The organism is Massilia sp. 9096 (assembly GCF_000745265.1).
Lineage (GTDB): Bacteria > Pseudomonadota > Gammaproteobacteria > Burkholderiales > Burkholderiaceae_D > Telluria.
Window position 1 is genome coordinate 649,239 of the sequence record NZ_JQNN01000001.1, and the last position, 15,099, is coordinate 664,337.

Annotated in this window: 18 protein-coding genes; 11 read left to right on the forward strand and 7 right to left on the reverse strand. The window is 65.2% G+C overall.

The window, feature by feature from the left end; all coding sequences use genetic code 11:
• Positions 1–90: 90 nt before the first annotated feature.
• Positions 91–984 carry a glycine zipper 2TM domain-containing protein gene (locus FA90_RS02770; RefSeq protein WP_036165705.1) on the reverse strand — a complete coding sequence of 298 codons (894 nt, stop codon included), beginning with the start codon at positions 982–984 and terminating at the stop codon, positions 91–93.
• A 237-nt stretch (positions 985–1,221) separates the two neighbouring features.
• On the opposite strand from FA90_RS02770, the gene FA90_RS02775 reads away from it, so the two are divergent.
• Positions 1,222–1,953: a Crp/Fnr family transcriptional regulator gene (locus FA90_RS02775; RefSeq protein WP_036165708.1), complete on the forward strand. Its 732-nt coding sequence runs from the start codon at positions 1,222–1,224 to the stop codon at positions 1,951–1,953.
• Positions 1,954–2,205: 252 nt separating this feature from the next.
• On the opposite strand, the gene FA90_RS02780 is transcribed toward FA90_RS02775, so the two are convergent.
• The 3 genes from FA90_RS02780 to FA90_RS02790 all read right to left on the reverse strand — a co-directional run bounded on the left by FA90_RS02780 (position 2,206) and on the right by FA90_RS02790 (position 4,929).
• On the reverse strand, positions 2,206–2,427 hold the full coding sequence (locus FA90_RS02780; RefSeq protein ID WP_036165711.1) for a glycine zipper 2TM domain-containing protein: 222 nt from the start codon (positions 2,425–2,427) through the stop codon (positions 2,206–2,208).
• Between the two features lie 44 nt (positions 2,428–2,471).
• Positions 2,472–2,792: a BON domain-containing protein gene (locus FA90_RS02785; RefSeq protein ID WP_036165714.1), complete on the reverse strand. Its 321-nt coding sequence runs from the start codon at positions 2,790–2,792 to the stop codon at positions 2,472–2,474.
• 106 nt (positions 2,793–2,898) lie between these two features.
• Complete coding sequence (locus FA90_RS02790; protein WP_036165717.1) at positions 2,899–4,929, reverse strand: AsmA family protein; 2,031 nt, start codon at positions 4,927–4,929, stop codon at positions 2,899–2,901.
• A gap of 225 nt (positions 4,930–5,154) precedes the next feature.
• Between FA90_RS02790 and FA90_RS02795 the strand changes: the two genes are divergently transcribed.
• The 6 genes from FA90_RS02795 to FA90_RS02820 are packed head-to-tail and all read left to right on the forward strand — an operon-like array spanning position 5,155 to position 8,237.
• On the forward strand, positions 5,155–5,550 hold the full coding sequence (locus FA90_RS02795; protein ID WP_373994584.1) for a DUF4398 domain-containing protein: 396 nt from the start codon (positions 5,155–5,157) through the stop codon (positions 5,548–5,550).
• 10 nt (positions 5,551–5,560) lie between these two features.
• Positions 5,561–6,490 (forward strand): OmpA family protein, encoded by a 930-nt coding sequence (locus tag FA90_RS02800; RefSeq protein ID WP_156116557.1) that lies wholly within the window; start codon positions 5,561–5,563, stop codon positions 6,488–6,490.
• A 37-nt stretch (positions 6,491–6,527) separates the two neighbouring features.
• Positions 6,528–7,064 (forward strand): ferritin-like domain-containing protein, encoded by a 537-nt coding sequence (locus tag FA90_RS02805; protein WP_036165720.1) that lies wholly within the window; start codon positions 6,528–6,530, stop codon positions 7,062–7,064.
• A gap of 50 nt (positions 7,065–7,114) precedes the next feature.
• Positions 7,115–7,453, forward strand: a complete 339-nt coding sequence (locus FA90_RS02810) for a YqjD family protein (RefSeq protein WP_081933597.1) — start codon at positions 7,115–7,117, stop codon at positions 7,451–7,453.
• 17 nt (positions 7,454–7,470) lie between these two features.
• The gene (locus FA90_RS02815) at positions 7,471–7,857 is read left to right on the forward strand and encodes a phage holin family protein (RefSeq protein ID WP_036165724.1); all 387 of its coding nucleotides are present in this window, start codon (positions 7,471–7,473) and stop codon (positions 7,855–7,857) included.
• Between the two features lie 26 nt (positions 7,858–7,883).
• Positions 7,884–8,237 (forward strand): hypothetical protein, encoded by a 354-nt coding sequence (locus tag FA90_RS02820; RefSeq protein WP_036165727.1) that lies wholly within the window; start codon positions 7,884–7,886, stop codon positions 8,235–8,237.
• Positions 8,238–8,521: 284 nt separating this feature from the next.
• On the opposite strand, the gene FA90_RS02825 is transcribed toward FA90_RS02820, so the two are convergent.
• A complete protein-coding gene (locus FA90_RS02825; protein ID WP_036165730.1) occupies positions 8,522–8,983 on the reverse strand; it encodes a glycine zipper 2TM domain-containing protein in 462 nt (153 codons plus the stop codon).
• Positions 8,984–9,182: 199 nt separating this feature from the next.
• On the opposite strand from FA90_RS02825, the gene FA90_RS02830 reads away from it, so the two are divergent.
• From FA90_RS02830 to FA90_RS02840, 3 genes are all read left to right on the forward strand, one after another.
• Positions 9,183–9,731 carry a hypothetical protein gene (locus FA90_RS02830; protein WP_036165733.1) on the forward strand — a complete coding sequence of 183 codons (549 nt, stop codon included), beginning with the start codon at positions 9,183–9,185 and terminating at the stop codon, positions 9,729–9,731.
• A gap of 55 nt (positions 9,732–9,786) precedes the next feature.
• Positions 9,787–10,101 (forward strand): BON domain-containing protein, encoded by a 315-nt coding sequence (locus FA90_RS02835; RefSeq protein WP_036165736.1) that lies wholly within the window; start codon positions 9,787–9,789, stop codon positions 10,099–10,101.
• 124 nt (positions 10,102–10,225) lie between these two features.
• Positions 10,226–11,506: an AI-2E family transporter gene (locus tag FA90_RS02840; protein WP_036165739.1), complete on the forward strand. Its 1,281-nt coding sequence runs from the start codon at positions 10,226–10,228 to the stop codon at positions 11,504–11,506.
• A gap of 77 nt (positions 11,507–11,583) precedes the next feature.
• Here the strand turns inward: FA90_RS02840 and FA90_RS02845 are convergent, their stop codons facing one another.
• Together FA90_RS02845 and FA90_RS02850 are read right to left on the reverse strand one after the other, a co-directional pair.
• Positions 11,584–12,549 carry a YihY/virulence factor BrkB family protein gene (locus tag FA90_RS02845; RefSeq protein WP_373994628.1) on the reverse strand — a complete coding sequence of 322 codons (966 nt, stop codon included), beginning with the start codon at positions 12,547–12,549 and terminating at the stop codon, positions 11,584–11,586.
• Positions 12,550–12,714: 165 nt separating this feature from the next.
• Positions 12,715–13,749, reverse strand: coding sequence for an OmpA family protein (locus FA90_RS02850; RefSeq protein WP_307170472.1), 1,035 nt, complete (start codon positions 13,747–13,749; stop codon positions 12,715–12,717).
• A gap of 632 nt (positions 13,750–14,381) precedes the next feature.
• Between FA90_RS02850 and FA90_RS02855 the strand changes: the two genes are divergently transcribed.
• Entirely contained in the window at positions 14,382–14,987 is a 606-nt protein-coding gene (locus tag FA90_RS02855; RefSeq protein ID WP_036165745.1) for a winged helix-turn-helix domain-containing protein, read from the forward strand.
• Positions 14,988–15,099: the final 112 nt, after the last annotated feature.

Genomic DNA, 15,099 nt, shown 5'->3' on the forward strand with positions numbered 1-15,099 from the left:
GTCCGTGCGCTAACGCACGTTGCGATTTAGAAATTAAAAACCGGGGTCAAAGCCCCGGTTCATCTAGTCTGCATCGAATCGCCGATGCACTCAGGCGGTGCGCAGCGTCCCCTTGACCACGCGCACGCGGTCACCCGCGCGCCATTGCGGCACGCTGTGCTGGTGGAAGGTACGCAGGGTGCCGTCGTCGAGGCGCACCCGGATTTCATAGCTGTGATTGGCGTGCATATTGCCCTCGACCTGGTTGCCTACCACCGCGCCGCCGACGGCGCCGGCCACCGTGGCCAGCGAACGGCCGTTGCCGCTGCCAATCTGGTTGCCGAGCAGGCCGCCCAGGATGGCGCCGGCGCCCGCGCCGACGCCGCTGCCGCGCGCGCGCGTCACGATCTCGCGGATCGATTCGACGTTGCCGCAGCTCGCACACCAGCGGCTGCCGTTGTCGGTATCGGCCAGGCGGGCCGGTTTTTGCGTGGACGGCGGGTTGGTGTCGCGTTCGGCCTGGGGCGATGCGTAGGCGGTGGACGGCGCGTTGTCATAGGCGACGCCGGAGCCGGTCGAGCCCTGGTTGCCGCTGTAGCCATACGCACTGCCGGCCGGCGCGGCCGCCGCAGCAGCGGCAGGGACGCCGGCAGGCGCGACCACCGGAGGCGTGTAGCCGTTGGCCGGCGCCAGGCTGGCGCCGTTCGCGGCGGCGGCGCCGTTGGCGGCATAGGCCGGGGCGGGCTGGCCCGGCAGGTCGGCGTTCGAGACCGGCTGGCCGGGCAGGGCGGCGGCAGCCTGCGGGGCGTTCGCCGGCTGCATGCCGGCCGCCAGCGTCGCGCGGTCGGCGTCGCTCAGGCCGTTGCGGTTGCTGCCGTGCGAAGACGGCAGCCAGCCCATGACGGCGGCGATGCCAACCGCGCAAAACAGGATCACGGCCAGCGCGGCGATCAGCAGCAGCGGATGCTGGCGCGGCCGGGCGTTCATCGGGGTCGGTGTGTTCATGGCGAATCCTTTCTTCTTGCTTGTTGGATGAGTGGGGCGCCTTTTATTTCCCCATAAGTTCGGTACTGGCATTGTCCTTGTCAACAACATCATGTTCCGTGCGTCACCGTACATACTTCCTCGTACACAGCAGCTACGCTGACCAAAAGTTGTCAGTAAAAGTCTCTGGGTGATGTAAATACCTGATTTTTAACGTGAATCTATAGTCAGTAACGAGAAGTCAAGCGCGAGGGCCAGATGAATTATCCTGCTGCACCGATGGTCGCCGAGCACAACGCCAACCTGCTGCTGGCCGCGCTCCCCCCTGGCGAGCTGGCGAGCATGTTGCCGGCGCTCGACCAGGTCCAGGTGGAGGCCGGCGCGGTGCTGTGCGAACCTGGCGACACGATCCGCCATATCTATTTTCCGCACGACTGCCTGATCTCGCTGATGGCCGTTGCCGAAGGCCGCATGACGCTCGAGGTCGGCCAGGTCGGACGCGAGGGCATGCTCGGCGCCACGGTCGCGCTCGGGCACGAGACGACGCAGGTGCGCGCCGTCGTGCAGCGCGCCGGCAGCGCCAGCCGCATCGACGCCGAGCGGCTGCGCGCCGAATTCGCGCGCAATCCCTCGCTGCAGCGCGTGCTGTACCGCTACACCGACGCACTGCTGGCCCAGGCCATCCAGATCGCCGTGTGCAGCCGCTACCACGTGCTCGAGGCGCGCCTGGCGCGTTCGCTGCTCGTCACGCGCGATCGCCTGCAGTCCGACAAGTTTCACCTCACCCACGAATTCCTGGCGCACGCATTGGGCGTACGCCGCGTCGGCGTGACCAAGGCGGCCAGCGCGCTGCAACAGCACGGGCTGATCAACTACAGCCGAGGCAACATCGAGATCCTCGACCCGGTCGGCCTGGCCGCCACCGCCTGCACCTGCTACCAGATCGTGCGCGAAGCCGGGGCCAGCTTCGCGGCGCCGGCGTTTGCCTGAATCGTTCTCCCTCGCGCGCGCATGATGCGCGTGCATGCGTGCATGCGGGCGGGCGCGCGACTCGACGACAGCCAATAAAAAGACGACAGCAATAAAAAAGCGCCGCCGGCGAAAGCCGGACGGCGCCTGGTGCCGTTCGCGCGACCATACCGGCGCCCGTTTCTAAACTGAACCCCAAAAGTTGGTCTCCAACGTTTGGGGTTCAGTTCGTTGCGGACGGCGCGTCGCGGACGGCGAGCCGCTCGATCGCGATCAGTGGGTGCTCTTGACCTGGTTGCCGATCACGCCGCCCACGGCTGCGCCGCCGACTGCACCGACTGCGCTGCCGCCGGTCAGCACGCTGCCGGCCACGGCGCCCACGCCTGCGCCCACGGCGGTGTTACGGTCCTGGGTCGACATGCCGGCGCAGCCGGTCAGGCCCAGGGCGGCGGTGGCGATCGATGCGGTCACGATGATGGATTTGATGGTTTTCATGATGATCTCCTTACGGTGGGTTTTATAGCTTGCTGCTTGATGACTCATTTGAGGCGCAGGTCATTCCTGACCGATTTCACGCCCGTTACTGTACGCGCAACCGCAGCGGCGGTTGCCACGTCGTCCGCCGAGCTGACATAGCCGCTCAGCTGGACGACACCGTTGACGGTGTCGACCTGGATCTCGCTGCCTTTCAGCACCGCTTCGCCGGCGATCGCGCTGCGAACCCCGGTGCTGACGGCGGCATCGGCAACCGGCCGTTCGGCCGCCGGGTTGGCGGCGCTCCTGGCGCTGCTCGCGCATCCTGTTGCCGTGCTCAGCATCAGGGCCGCCAGTAGCGCCGCCGTGCTTGCGCTGGTGTTCATTTCCGGTTCCTGTCGGTGCTTCAGACTGGCTCCAGATTACGTGCGCACGATTTGGCGGTCTGTGCGACGACTCACACTGCTGCACTCATCCATTCGAGCGCGCGGATCAGTGCTTCGCGCTCTTGCCCGGCGGCGGGGCGGTCGGCTTGACGTGCGCGTCGGCCAGCAGTTTCGCGCACGGGCTCTGCTCGCCCGGACCGGTGTTGATCAGCGGGAGCAGAGCGGCCACCGGCGCCGCGACCACGGCCAGCGCCGCCGCCGCGCCACCCTTGATCGCCAGCACCTTCTTGTCGAGCGCCAGGTCGGGCTTCTTGAAGGTGCCCTTGACGTAGAACGGCGTACGCAGCGTGAACAGGCGCAGGCCCTTGGTCTCCGGCTTGACGCGCAGGTTCATTTGCTCGGACGCCAGGTTCACCGAGCCATTGACGTCGACGATCGCTTCCTCGGTGTCGAGCACGAAGTAGCGCGTCTGCGCAGTGCCGTTGGTCACTTGCAGGTCCGAGGCCAGGCAGTTCAGCCTGACTTCCTTGTCGCCGAACAGCTTGGTGACGACGATGTTGGCGACGTTCAGGCCGGCCTCCTCGAGCAGCAGCTTGCTGACCACGCCCTGGCTGACCAGGCCCTTCACCTCCCCGTTGGCGCCGGCCAGCATGCCGGCGACCGAATCGCCGGTCGAGGTCAGCTTGACGTCGGCGTTGAGCTCGCCGACCGTGGCCTGCTGGATCTTCTGGATCTTCGGGAACAGCTGCTTGATCTGCACGTGACGCGCGGTGGCGTCGAGGGTGGCCTTGATGGCGTCCTTGCCGGTGCCGTTGCCACTGCCGTCGAGCTTGATGTTGGAATTGACCTGGCCGCCGGCCAGCACGAAGTTCAGTGGCTGCAGCGACAGCACGCCGTCGTTCATCACCAGGTGGGTCTGCAGCTTGGACAGCGGCAGGCCGGCATCCTTGACGATGCGGTCGGCCGAGAAGCGCACGTCGGCGTCCAGCTTCTTCCATTTCTCGGTGTGGAACTTCTCGACCGGCAGCGCCTTGTCTTCCGGCTGCACGGTGTCGACGCCTCTTGCGCGCTTTTCGGCGTTGGAGTCGGCGCCGACCAGCGGGCCGAGGTCGGCAAAGCGCAGCTGGTGCGAGACGATCTTGCCGGTCAGCTTGTCGCGCGGTTTGCCGGTGGTGAATTCCATGCCGCCCGCGATGTCGGATTCACCGACCTTGCCGGTGAAGTTCTCGTACTTCCACTGGCTCTTGTTCTCGCCCAGGCTGCCGGTCAGGTGACCCGCGGTCGAGTAGGCCGGGGTCTCGGGCAGCACCACGCCGGTGAAGGCGTACAGGCGCGCCATCGACGGGCCGGCCAGCTTGAGCTGCAGGTCGATGCCGGCCAGGTGGGCCGGGTTGGTGACGGTGCCCTCGACCGCGATGCGGCTGTTGGCCGAGTGCACGTCGGCCTGGACCGGGAACCGGATGTCCGATTCGGTCAGCGACAGCACGGTGCCGGTCTTGCCGCCGCCGCCGACCGGGCTGCCGTTGTAGCTGCCGCTCAGGGTCCAGGCCAGGCCGTAGGTCGGATCGTTCTGCAGCGTGTTGATGTTGGCGGTGACGTCGGCCTTGGTGACCGCGTCCTTGACGTGCACCACGCCCTGCGTCAGCACCAGGCGCTCGAGGTCGAGCTTCCACTTCGATTTTTTATCGTCGTGCTTGAAGGCCCAGTTGTAATGCTCGGCATCCAGGCGCAGCAGCTCGGCCTGCGGGCCGTCGAAGCGCAGCACCGGCACGTGGATGCGGTGGCCGAGCAGGGCGAACGGATCGAGCGAGAACGAGAACTGGCGCACGCTGGCCATGTCGCGCTGGGGCAGGTCGGCCGGATTGCCGACATGGACGTCGTCGGCGTACAGGTGCGGCCACGGAATATAGTCGCGCCAGCTGCGTTCGCCCTTCGGGATGCTCTTGGCCGGCACTTCCCAGTGCACGGCGAGGTTCCCGCGGATCGCGAACGGGCGGTCGATGGCGTCGCTGACCTTGGCGTTGAGCCAGGGCTTGGCGCGGTTCCAGTCGAACGTGAGCAGGATGACGATGGCGATGACGGGAATCGCCACCAGGATACCGACGATCCAGAGGGTAATCTTAAGCGGGCGCTTCATGTGCGTCGCCGCGTGCGGCTGAGGTTTTAGAGTCGTAGTCATGGCCGTCCTTCTGGCAGGAGATGGGTTGACAGCAGGTTAACGTAAAGTCCCCTCGACCAATGTGCGGTGTCGCACCGTGCGCCCCCTTACTGCTGGGTGTCGGCCTCTCAATGTGCGCCACCGAACTGATCTCGCCGGCCTGGAGGGTTATAACGTTACCAACACCGCACTTGACCGGAGAACATGATGGACACGAAATCGATTAATTGGTTGGCGCGCCTCGGCGCTGCCGCCGCAGTGCTGGCCCTGAGCGCCTGCGCCAGCCCGGAAAAGACCCCGGCCACGGCGGCCGTCGCGGTCTCGCACAATGCCGTCGATAACGCGGTCTCGTCCGGGGCGCCGGAGCTGGCGCCGGTCGAACTGACGTCGGCGCGCGACAAGATGATGCGCGCCAACCAGGCGCTGGCCGCCAAGGATTACAAGACCGCGCGCCAATTGGCGATGGAGGCCCAGGCCGACGCCAAGCTGGCCCAGAGCAAGGCCGATTCGGCCAAGTCGACCGCTGCCGCCAACCAGGTGGACGCCGACCTGCGCGCGCTGCGTCAGCAGGTCGACCGCGCCAACTCGGACCAGCAATAAAGGAGACGTGATGCAAACCAAGGCCATGAAACCAAGCTTCCTTGCGTCCCTCGTGCTCGCTTCCAGCCTGGTGCTGAGCGCCTGCAGCACGATGCCGACCACCACGCCGACGCTGGACGAGGCGCGCGCCGACTTCGTCGCCGCCAACAACAACCCGCAGGTGTCGAGCTACGCCGCGCTCGAGTTCAAGCAGGCCAGCGACGCGCTCGACGCCGCCAACCAGGCCGCGGCCAAGCGCGACAGTCTCGACAACATCGATCGCCTGGCCTACATCGCCAAGCAGCGCATCGCCAGCGCGCAGGAAGTGGCCAAGGCCAAGGCCGCGCAGGCCGAGATCGCCAACGCCGGCCGCGAACGCGACCGCGTGCAGGCCGAGGTGCGCGTGGCCGAGGCGGACCGCGCCAAACGCGACGCCCAGGCCCAGGCAGCCCAGGCCCAGGCCCAGGCCGCCGACGCCCAGATGCAGGCCCAGGCCGCGCAGCAGACCGCCGCCGCGCTGGCCGAGCGCTCGGCGCGGCTGGAAGCGCTGCTGGTCGAGCTGCACGCGCAGAAAACCGAGCGCGGCATGGTCGTCACGATCGGCGACGTCCTGTTCGCCACCGACCGCGCCGACCTGACCCCGGCCGGCATGCAGAGCGTGCGCAAGCTGGCCGACGTCATGATGCAGAACCCGGACCGCACGGTCTCGGTCGAAGGATTTACGGACAGTACTGGTAGCGCCGCACACAACCAGGACCTGTCCCAGCGCCGCGCCGCCGCGGTGGCCCAGGCCCTCGCCGGCATGGGCGTACCGGCCGCACGCGTGGCGACGCGCGGCTACGGCGAGGCCTATCCGGTCGCGTCGAACGACAGCGCCGCCAACCGCCAGCTGAACCGCCGCGTCGAGATCGTCCTGTCGAACGACAACGCACCGATCCCGCCGCGCGCAGCCCAGCGCTGAGCGGCATCTTCATACTTAAAACAAGGACACATTTAACATGGAACAACCGACCCGCAACCTGGCCCACGGCTTCGACGTCGAGGCGATCCGCCGCGCCGCCGCCAATCTCGAGGACGGCGCCGTCACCGAGGGCTACAAGGCCGACCGTGAATCGGTCATCGCCATGCTCAACGACGCACTGGCCACCGAACTGCTGTGCGTGCTGCGCTACAAGCGCCACTACTACACCGTCAGCGGCCCGGACACCGCCGCCGTCAAGGCCGAGTTCCTCGAGCACGCCCAGCAGGAGCAGGACCACGCCGACCGCATCGCCGAGCGCATCGTCCAGCTGAACGGCTCGCCGAACTTCAACCCGGCCACGCTGGCCGCGCGCAGCCACGCCGAGTACGACGATTCGGAAGACGTGCAGGCGATGATCCGCGCCGACCTGATCGCCGAGCGCGTGGCGATCGAATCGTATCGCCAGATGATCGAAGCGATCGGCGACAAGGACCCGACCACCAAGCAGATGCTGATCGAAATCATGGCCGTCGAAGAAGAGCACGCCGACGACATGCACGACTTCCTGGCTTGAAACCAGCTCGACAAATTACCCCACCACCCACCAATAACAAGGAGCACGACATGCTAGAAAACCTCAGCCGCAACGCCAGCGCCTCTTCGATCAACGACCGCGTCGACGACGCTTCCAGCGAAGTCAAGAACCTGGTCAAGGACGCGCAGGCGCTGCTGAACGCCGCCGCCGCCCTGACCGGCAAGAAAGCCGACGAACTGCGCGAGCGCGGCATGCAGCTGCTCGACGTGGCGCAAGGCAAGGCTGGCAAGTACCAGGATCAAGCCATGGTCAAGGGCAAGGAACTGGCGCAATCAGCCGATGTCTACGTTAAAGACAACCCGTGGCGCACCGTGGCCGTTGCAGCCGGCGTCGGCCTGCTGTTGGGCGTCGTGCTCGGTCGAAAATAACAAGGAGCGGGGCAGTCATGGATACCAAAGAAACCGTCGTGCACAGCCCCGGCCTCATGGGGGGAATCACGGGTCTGGCCAAGAACCTGTTCGGCCTGATCGTCTCGCGCGCGGAACTCGCCGCGCTCGAACTGACCGAAGTGCGCAACCATGCGATCGAGCTGATCGTCATCTTCGCGATGGCGGCGCTGGCCACCTGGTTCGCACTGGCCTACGGCACCGCGACCATCGTGATGCTGGCATGGGACGATCTGGGCTGGAAGATCCTGCTCATCATGTTCATCGTGTTCCTCCTCATCACCGCTGCGCTGGTCGCCAAGGGCTTGTCGATGCTGAAGCAGGGCAAGCTGGCCTTTCCGGAAACGATGAAGGAACTGCGCAACGACCGCGACATGCTGTTGTAATCCAACCAGATCGAAGGGGAGAAGCTATGAAGGACGCACACGTTGGATCGCATGAACAGCGCAAGCGCGCGCTGTTGCGCGATGCCGAGTTCTACCGCGCAGGCGTTGTCCATGCGCGCGCACAGATCAAGCACGATGCACAGCCGCAAGTGATCTTCCACTCGGTGGTCGATCACGCGACCTGGGTCTTGCGCGCGCGCGCGGACGCCCTGCTCAAGCCGACCGGCACCAGCATCTCGGTGCTGGCGCCGTACGCCATGACCGCGCTGGGCTTCATCCGCAAGCGCCGTCTCGGCAAGCAGGCGATCGGCGCGGCCGCGCTGCTCGGCGCACTCGGTTGGTATGTGCAGCGCAAACGCGCGCAACAAGTGGCATACTAAAGCCAAGCGGTTGAACACCGCGGCCCGAAACATTGCTTTATGCCCGGCAAGGGCGGATTGTACGGTATGACCGCGGACCCGAGTCCGCGGTCCACCGGACGAATATGGTGGGGCTTGAGCGGCGTCGCAATCTCTGATTGGACGCCGTCTTTTTATGTGCGGAGAGAAAACCCGACTTCGCGCTTGCATACGACAAAGTCGGCCATACGACAAAGCCGGCCATACGACAAAGCCAGCCCGAGGGCTGGCTTTGTCGTAGGCGGACACGCATCACTGCATGCGCATCAGTAGCGATACACGCGGCCGTCGACGATGCGCACACGGTTGCCGGAACGCAGGTCATACACGCTGTCCTGCACCACCGTGCGGTACTCGCCATTGTCCAGTCGCACGTTAATCGAGTACATCTGCTGGCCTTCGGTATCGCGGTTCTGCTCGACGCGGTTGCCGATCAGGGCGCCGCCGACGCCGCCGGCCACGGTCGCGGCCGTGCGTCCGCCGCCGCTGCCGACCTGGTTGCCTGCCAGCGCGCCGACAAGGCCGCCGACGATCGCGCCGGCGCCGCTGGTGCGGGCTTGGCCCGAGGTCGGCTGGATCGATTCGATCGTGCCGTAGCCGGCCGACGCCGTGTTGTTGTAGTTGCTTCGGTAGCCGTCATCCGCATACGAGCTCGGGTTGTTGCTGGCGCAGCCGCCGAGGATTGCGCTTGCCGCCAGCAGGGCGGCGAGGGTGCGTGTGGCTTTCATGGCGTGTTCTCCTTGCAAAGGTGTAAATCCAGGTTAAGCAGTCAGCCATTGGGGGTCTGTACGATGGCGCACGCTCCCCGTTGCGCCTGGACCATAGTTCTTCCTTCCTGATTTCTTGTGTTCGGCACCGTACAGAAAAGCCTCTTACAGCAGAGTAAAACGTAACCTGTAGCAAATAGAAAAACAAAAGGAAAAATAAATGCGATCACCTCATTCGATTCTGCTGATCGGTGCGGCGCTGCTGTGGGCCGCGAGCCATGTGCATGCCGCGACGCCGCAAGCCAAGCTGGCTTATCAGCAGGCGCGCGATGCGGCCGGCGCAAATTACAAGAGTGCGCGTGCGCAGTGCAATAGCGTGACCGGCAATCCGCGTGACCTGTGCATCGCCGAAGCCGAGGCCGCGCGCGTGCGCACCGAGGAAGAAGCGCGCGCCAAATACGAAGATACGCTCGACGCCTACACCCGGGCGCGCATGCGCATCGCCGACGCCAACTACGACCGCGACAAGACGCGCTGCGCGGCGCTGACCGGCAACGACAAGGATGTCTGCAAGGAGCAGGCCAAGGCCACGCTGATCGCGGCCCAGGCCGACGCCAAGGCCGACCAGAAGACCATCGAGGCGCGCAACGAAGCGCGCCAGGACAAGCTCGCCGCGGCCTACAAGGTCGCGATCGAAAAGTGCGACGCCTTCGCCGGCGCCGCCAAGGATCAATGCGTCTCGGCCGCCAAGACCGAGTTCGCACGATAGCTCACCTGAGCTCAACCAGCACCACCACCATTAACATCCACAACAGGAGTCCATCATGAACATGACCAAACGTATCGCTACCGCCATCCTGACCGCCAGCGTCGCCTTCACCGTCGTCGGCTGCGCGTCGAACGGCCAGCACGAAAGCACCGGCCAGTACGTCGACGACGCCGCCATCACCACCAAGGTGAAGGCTGCCATCTTCGCCGACCCGGGCGTGAAGTCGACCGAAGTCAACGTCGAGACCTACCAGGGCACCGTGCAGCTGTCGGGCTTCGTCTCGGATCCGGTCGCCGCCCAGAAAGCCGGCGAAGCCGCGCGCAGCGTCAAGGGCGTGACCTCGGTGAAAAACGATATCCGCGTAAAATAAGACCAGCCAGGACGGCGGCGGGCCCGGTCTCGCCCAGCGGGACATGGCTGCGCCGCCGGCTGGTTTGCACGGCGGCTCGGCGCGCGGGCGCCGCCTATCGATTGGCCTTCATCAGGAAGCTGTCATGCAACTCGCTCCATCCGGCCCGGCCAGCGCCGAGGCGTCCGATCCCGCCGTCGCCCCGGACACGGCCCCTGTCGAGCCTGCCGCACGGGCAGCCGGCCTGGTCGACCCCGCCGGCGCACCGACCGGCGAGGAGCTCGGCGCCCAGCATGGCACGCTGCGCCTGCCGATGCACGTCAATGCGCGCGGCATATCGCTCGGCATCATCGCCACCGTCGCTTTCGTATTCGCCCTGCAATGGGCCAAGAATTTCCTGGTGCCGCTTCTGCTCGGCATCTTCATCGCCTACACCCTCAGCCCGGTAGTCCGCTGGCTCGAGCGCTGGCACGTCAAGCGCGCCATCGGCGCTACCCTGGTCACCGGCCTGATCCTGGCCGGCATGGCATTCACGGTGCAGCGCGTGCAGGGCGAAATCTTCAACATCGTCGACGAACTGCCCACGCTCACGCACAAGGTCAGCAAGCTGATGGCCGAGGCCTCGGACGGCCAGCCCTCGACCATCCAGCAGGTGCAGGCCGCCGCCGCCGAGCTCGAGCAGGCCGCCGCCAATGCCGGCGCCGATGGGCGCCGCGCCGCCGCCCAGCATCGCCCGTTGCCGACCGCACCCGCCGTCACGTCCGCCGCGGGCGCCAGCAACTTCCGCGTGATGGACTGGCTGCTGGCCGGCTCGGTCGGCCTGGCCAGCTTCATCTCGCAGGCGACGATGGTGGTGTTCCTGGTGTTTTTCCTGCTGCTCGCGGGCGACACCTTCAAGCGCAAGCTGGTCAAGCTGACCCCGTCGCTGACCAAGAAAAAAGTCACGGTGCACATCCTCGAGGACATCAACACCTCGATCCAGAATTACATGTTCATGCTGCTGGTGACCAACGTCGTGCTGGCGGCGCTGATGTGGGTGGCGCTGCGCATGATCGGGCTGGAAAATCCGGGCGCATGGGCGATCTTCGCCGGCGTCGCGCACATCATGCCTTACTTCGGCCCGCTCCTGATCACCGCGGCGACCGGGCTGGTGGCCTTCATGCAGTTCGAGTCGCTGCGCATGGTGATCCTGGTCGGCGGCGCCTCGTTGGCGATCGCCACCCTGGTCGGCATGGTCGTCACCACCTGGATGACCGGCAAGATCGCCAAGATGAACCCGGCAGCCGTGTTCGTCAGCCTGCTGTTCTGGGGCTGGCTGTGGGGCATGTGGGGCTTGCTGCTCGGCGTGCCGGTGGTGGTCGTGATCAAGGTCGTGGCCGAGCGCGTCGAAGACATGGAGTTCGTGGCCGAGCTGCTGGGAGAATGACGGCCGCGAACGCCGCCTGACCCGGACCCTGCAGGACTTCCCGGCCACCGGCCCGGAAGTCCTTTTTCATTGCGCGATCAAGCCGTATGCTGGCCCGCCGCGCTGCTCCTGCGCTCCGGCGAACCGGCGCCGCCGCGGTTGGTCCATCCGGCGCTGCGGCGTTCGCGCACGCGGCGCTCCTGCGCGCCGCCCCAGCCCTGGGCACCGCCGGTGGGCGCCGGTTTATGTTTCAGGCTGCCCAGCTGGATCGCATACTGGCGCGCGAATTCCGCGCCCAGGAAAAAGATCTGCGCCGAGTAGTACACCCACAGCAGAAGCGCAATCAGCGAACCGGCCGCGCCGAAGCTGTTGGCGGTGCCGCTGCTGCCGATGTACAGGCCGATGCCGAATTTGCCCAGCGTGAACAGCAAGGCGGTGCCGAGTGCGCCGATGGTCACGTCGTGCCAGGACAGCTTGATGCGCGGCAGCAGCTTGAAGATGGCCGCGAACATGGTCGCGATCACCAGGAAGCCGAAACCCGACGCCACCCAGCCGAGGATGACGGTGGCCGACTGCCACATCCCGCCGATGAATTTTTCGGCGATGGTCAGCGCGGCCGACACCACCAGCGAGGTCATCAAGAGCAGGCCGAGGGTCAGGATCACGCCGAACGACAGCAAACGCGTGCGGATCGTGTCCCACCAGCTGGCGTCGGCCGGCGCCGGCACGTCCCAGATCTCGTCCAGGCTGTCCTTCAGTTCCGAAAAGGCACTGGTCGCGCCGACGATCAGCAGCACCGTGGCCACGATGGTGGCGATCACGCCGCTGTCCTTGTTGCGCGCGCCGACCAGGATGGCCTGGATGGTTTGCGCGCCGGATTCGCCGACCAGGCGGCGCAATTCGTTCAGCATCTGACCCTGGGCCGCTTCCTGGCCATAGAACATGCCGGCGATGGCGATCACCAGCACCAGGATCGGCGCCAGCGAGAACAGCGAGTAAAAGGCGAGGGCGGCGCCCTTGCTGGCCGCGCGGTGGGCCAGCCATTCGGTCACGGCGCAGCGCATCACCTTGAAGATGTCGCGCAACGAGGGTAGTCGTTTCAAGATTTCCATGAGGGCTTCCTCCAAAGAAAAACGCGCCCGAAGGCGCGTTCACGGGCCTACGCCCTGGAGCGTCGGTGACGCTCCGATTTTCGCGTCGTGGGACCGGATGGTCCCACATCGGCAGGATTACTGCACGCGGCGTTCGATGGTGATCTGCTCGACTTCCACGCGGCGGTTCGGCGCCAGGCAGGCGATCAGGTCTGCACGCTTCTTCTGGTGGCAGTCGGTCACGACCGGGTTCTCTTCGCCCTTGCCGTGGGTCTGCAGGCGGCTGGCGTCGACACCCTTGCCAACCAGGTAGGCCTTGACGGCGTCGGCGCGGCGCTGCGACAGCTTGTGGTTGTACTTGCTCGAACCCAGGCGGTCGGTGTAGCCGGTGATGTCCACGTCGGTGATCGAGGTGTCGGCCTGCATTGCGGCGGCGATGTCGTCCAGCTTCGGCTGCGGCATCGACAGGGTGGCGCTATCGAAGCCGAACAGGTCGGTCGACGACAGGGTCACCTTCTCGAAGCGTGCCGGCGGCGGCGGCGGCGGAGCGACTGGTTCCGGAGCCGGCGGCGGGGTTTCAGCAACCGGCGGTGCCGGCGGTGCCGGCGGGATCGGGCGCGGCGGCGGGCTGAACGCGTAGTTCAGGCCCACGGTGACGTAGCGGGTGTTGGCTTTGGAGAAGCCGAACTTGTCGTCGTCGCGCAGGTTGCTGCGCACTTCGCGCACGTCGGCCTGCAGCGACCACTGGTCGGTCAGGCTCGCCTGGAAGCCGACGCCGGCGGTGTAGTAGGGAGACCAGCCGTTAGCGTGGCGAATCGGATTGCGCTCGTGGTCGTACTCGCCGCCCACGCCGACCAGCAGGTACGGACGGAAGGCTTTGCGCGACAGCATCAGCAGCGCGTCGACGCCGACCAGGCCCTGGCCGTACTTGTAGTCGCCGTTGTTGGCTTCAGCATAGGTGGCGCCAGCCTGGATGTCCCACAGCGGGTGCACGGCCTTGCCGAACTTGATGCCGCCACCGGCTTGCTTCTTGTCGATCACGAAATCGTGGTCGGGCTTGATGCCGACGACGGTCGGAGCAACGTACCACGACGGGTTCACGATATCCGTATCCTGGGCCATTGCCGAACCGGCAGAGCACAAGAAGGCGGCAGCCAGAGCGATCTTCTTCATATTATTCACAGGTAACTCCCATAAGTTGTAAAGGTACTGACATCGCATGTCTGAACAGAGATGTTGATGCCAAGCTTACAAGTCAGCAGTTCCGTAGGTCAGTGCGGTACCGCACCTACGAACCGTCTGCCGTGGTAATTCTACAACGTGTGCAGAAATACCACAGTCCGCGCATGTTTCCGATTGTTACCAATATCGCTCGGGATTGTTGTATTAGCCCCATTTGCAGCGTACTTGCGCTAACCAAGAGATATGGAAATTGCGCAAACACGGAGAGAATTGTCATAATTGCACCGTCTCATGTCATTGAAACGCCACACGGCACGACACGCGAAATGTTGCCCGCATTTGTATCATTTCTGCGTATTTACGTAAAAAGAGTCCGCGTTTCATATTCAACAGTGTTTCTAGCTCATCAATCGATTTCGATGTGCTTGCCTCTGAGCGGGCTGATGGTTTAATAACTTTCAGAAATTTTTAGCAATGTGGTCTGGCGCACAGACCAGGGGGTGGTGCGACAGGCAATCTTGTAACCAGTTAAGCGGAACCGAAGTGTTGTCCAACGGTCATACGAAGCACACGACGGTCCGGGCCATACCAGAACACAGTCTTTATTTACGGAGCAAACCAATATGCATGCAGCGACTCACCACAATGCGGTGCAAGGCGACCTCAACGCAGTGCACACTTCCAGCAACTCTGCATTGATCGAACGTGTCCCGCCGCAGCCGACCGAACGCGCCCCCATTTCACTGGCGCCGATCGAACGCGTGCGGTCGACGTCGGCGACCCAGCGCCGCATCGAGAACATGCAGAAGCTGATTGGCGAGCTGCAAACCCACGAGATGCTGGCCGACGAGATCGCCTGGTTCCTCAAGTTTTCGCCGTCGGGCGCCCGCAAGTACATCCGTGACCTGCGCGAAGCCGGCGTGATCGAACTGGCGCGCTACATCGAAGGCACCGCAACCTACCTCGGCAAGGCCGTGTACCGCATTTCGCCGGATCCCGATCGCGTCAAGGCCTTCCTGGGCGCGATCTGCCAGCCGAAGCGCGAAGGCGCCGCCCCGCGCAAGGAGCGTCCGGGCCTGCGCGAGCAGAGCATGGCCGGCACCGGCCGCCACTTCCACATCCTGGCCGATGACACCCACTATGCGATCCGCGTGAACCGCAGCCCGGTCGCCCGCGATCCGCTGGTCGCCGCGCTGTTCGGCCCCGCTCCGGGCCAGACCGCCAAGTAATTCGCGCCACCCAAATCCGCGCCCAGCCGGGCGCCGACGCCACCCCGCCAACCGGCCGGGTGGCGTTTTTTCTTGAAAAAGCAGTCATCTTGAAAAACCGATAAGCGAGCCA